The organism is Priestia flexa NBRC 15715, from assembly GCF_001591565.1.
GTDB lineage: Bacteria > Bacillota > Bacilli > Bacillales > Bacillaceae_H > Priestia > Priestia flexa.
In genome coordinates this window covers 1-3,003 of sequence record NZ_BCVD01000202.1, presented here as the reverse complement: position 1 = coordinate 3,003, position 3,003 = coordinate 1, and the positions used below count along the sequence as shown (strand labels likewise).

2 protein-coding genes are annotated in these 3,003 nt (G+C 39.4%); one reads left to right on the top strand and one right to left on the bottom strand.

Annotated elements, in window-relative coordinates; genetic code table 11:
- Nucleotides 1-28: 28 nt before the first annotated feature.
- Nucleotides 29-580: an HPP family protein gene (locus BFL01S_RS19275; protein ID WP_061786683.1), complete on the bottom strand. Its 552-nt coding sequence runs from the start codon at nt 578-580 to the stop codon at nt 29-31.
- Nucleotides 581-871: 291 nt separating this feature from the next.
- Between BFL01S_RS19275 and BFL01S_RS19270 the strand changes: the two genes are divergently transcribed.
- On the top strand, nt 872-2,920 hold the full coding sequence (locus BFL01S_RS19270) for a glycosyltransferase family 39 protein (protein WP_061786682.1): 2,049 nt from the start codon (nt 872-874) through the stop codon (nt 2,918-2,920).
- The last annotated feature ends 83 nt before the right edge of the window (nt 2,921-3,003 follow it).

Here is a 3,003-nt window from a genome sequence, read left to right as displayed (position 1 = left end):
TTTTAGTTCGGTTTATAAAGTAACAAAGCTAAAACCAATGTGTCGGATACTGCCTTGCACGAAAGGCGTTATTATAGATGGTTGAAATAAACACGACTACCAAAGCACCGAAAATAATGGGAAGTAGAAAATTCCAAGTTACTTCATTATTAATTGCAACGAGAGCACTAGCTGCTGCTGGCGGGTGCATGGTTTCTGTCAGAGCCATAAGAAATAAGACAAATGCCAATGCAAACACGAGAGAAAAAACGCTTTTACCCAGTAAACTAAGTATAATAATTGCGCATGTTGTAGAAAGAAAGTGTCCGCCAATAACATGTCGAGGTTGTGAAAGTAAGCCTTTGTGAGCACCGAAGACTAAAATGCAGCTTGCCCCAAGAGGAGCTAAAGCCATAGGGTAACTTAGGTGTAAGACGATAAAACTAACGACCAGCATGGCAATTAGTGCACCTGCAGCAGAAACAGTTGAATCTATATAATCAACTTTTCCTTGTTGTCTCATAGTTCCTTTCATTTTCTTAAAATATGAAATAAAAACATTAGTAGATTGGTGAGCGTACTTTGTAAGTTTTTTTTCCACAGTAGTAATTAAAGCTCCTTTCTAAAACAGTTAAGTTAAATATAGAATGTTTTATCTATTTAAATATTCTATAATAAAAACTAGTTTGTTCAAAGGGCTATCAATTTTTCAGATTAATAGAACATTCAAGCTTGTAAGTAATTATTTAAATAAAAGCATCCAAAACTCGAGAAGATGATTTTAATAATAGGCACTTAAATAGATAATCATTCATAAATTTTTCACCGTTCATTTTCAGTTCACATTTCCTTGCTAAACTGTGTAACAAATGATGAACAAAAGGAGAAGTTTATGAAAAAAATCACGCAACGATTGGATTTAGTATTAGTTTTAACCTTGGTAGCTGCACTAGTATTAAATACATATAACATTTGGCAGGACGGGGCTGCGAACCAATATTATTTAGCTGCGGTGAAAAGCATGACTCAGAGCTTTCACAATTTCTTTTACGCTTCATTTGACCCGTCTGGCTTCGTGACGGTGGATAAACCACCTGTTGTGCTATGGATTCAAACTATTTTTGCACTTTTGTTTGGCGTGCACACATGGAGCGTGATCCTACCCCAAGCCCTTGCTGGAGCAGGATCAGTTTACTTACTTTATAAAATGGTTCAACCGACGTTCGAAGATGGAGCAGCTCGAATTGCTGCAATTGTCATGGCGTTAACTCCTATTGCAGCAGCAGTAAGCCGAACGAATAATATTGACAGTCTGTTAGTATTTACACTTCTTTTAGGTACTTGGTGTTTAATGAAATCGCTGAAATCAGGAAAGCTCCTTTGGCTTATATTCGCTTTTGGACTAATTGGACTGGGCTTTAATATGAAAATGCTTCAAGCATTTATGGTATTACCAGCTTTTATCGTCATGTACGCTGTTGCTGCACGGAAGTCAGTAAGAAAAAGAATTTTATCACTTATACTGTCTATGTTTGTATTAGCAAGCGTTTCGCTATCGTGGGCTTTGGTAGTAGATTACGCGTCAGAAGATAATCGTCCTTACGTTGGTAGCAGCCAAACGAATTCAGTTTTGGAGTTAGCTTTTGGTTATAACGGTACGGAACGTCTTTTAGGGCAAACAACAGGAAATGCAAGAGCTGGAATGGGCGGATTTGGAGAACAAGGAAGTGTTCAGGCATCAAAGAATATATCAATTCCTGATGACTCAGAAAGTGACGATGCTCAAGGGACACCTCCGTCAATGAACGGAAATAATCAGTCGCCGCAAATGCCTCAAAATCAAGGGGATGGTGGACCTCCAGGAAACAATAATTCAAGAGGGCCACAAGGAAGTGTAGGACCTGGAGGTAGCCAAAGTATGAATATGTTTGGAACAGGTGAAGCAGGTCCACTTCGATTATTTCAGTCGGCTTTATCTGGGCAAATTAGCTGGATGTTGCCTTTTGCATTAATGGGAATTTTAGCGGTAGCACTGACCGCATTTCGTGAGCGAAGAAAGAAAGAATGGCAAGAAGCGATGTTTTGGACTGCATGGCTGGTTCCAGTAGCCGGGTTTTTTAGCGTTGCGGGATTTTTTCATCACTACTATTTAATTATGCTTGCTCCTCCAATTGCCGCTTTGTGCGGGATTGGCTGGAGTGCAATGTATCGCTTATACAAAGAGCGTAACGATTGGAAAAGTTATTTACTACCCGCAGCAGTGGGGGTTACTGTCATCTTTCAAACGTATATTCTAGGCTCTTACACAGAGCAAATTGGAAGCGTATGGATGTATACATTAGGTATTGTAGGTGTAATACTGACAGTTGCTTTTGTTATACTGAAGAGTCACGACATAGCTAGAAAAAGACTGTCAATTATCAGTTTATGTATCCTTTTGATAGCGCCAATGTATTGGTCTGTGACTCCTATCCTTTACGGTGGAAATAGTGTACTCCCCGAATCAGGGCCGCAGCTTAGCAACTCAATGAACGGAGGTGGAATGTTTAGCTCAAACGTGAATAGCGAGCTTCTTTCATACCTTCGCGAAAATAATACGGGAGAAGAGTACTTATTTGCGACGTTCACAACCGTTACGGCCGCACCTTATATTATTGATGCTAATGAAAGCGTCATGGCATTAGGAGGGTTCAACGGTACGGACCCTATTCTAACAACGAGTGAGCTAGAGGGTCTTGTAAAGAAAGGGAAGGTTAAATATTTTTTACTGAGCGGGGATAACTCAGGAAATAGCGAACTTGTTAAATGGATTAAAATTCATGGTGTCGAAATTTCACAAGAACACTATTTAAGTGAAGAAGACCAAGGGAAGAATAATCTTGGTATGGATCGAGGTTTTGGTAGTAGAAACCAAGAGGCGCTTTATAAAATAGAAATATAGAATGAAGTAAAGGTACGAGGTGTCAAACCTCGCACCTTTTCAGGCTGTTGAGAAACTTTGTTCTCAACAGCTTTTTTATGCCA

What these genes read in the sequence shown, in the direction of transcription:
- BFL01S_RS19270 (WP_061786682.1), top strand. Translation starts at nt 872, where the DNA reads ATGAAAAAAATCACGCAACGATTGGATTTAGTATTAGTTTTAACCTTG.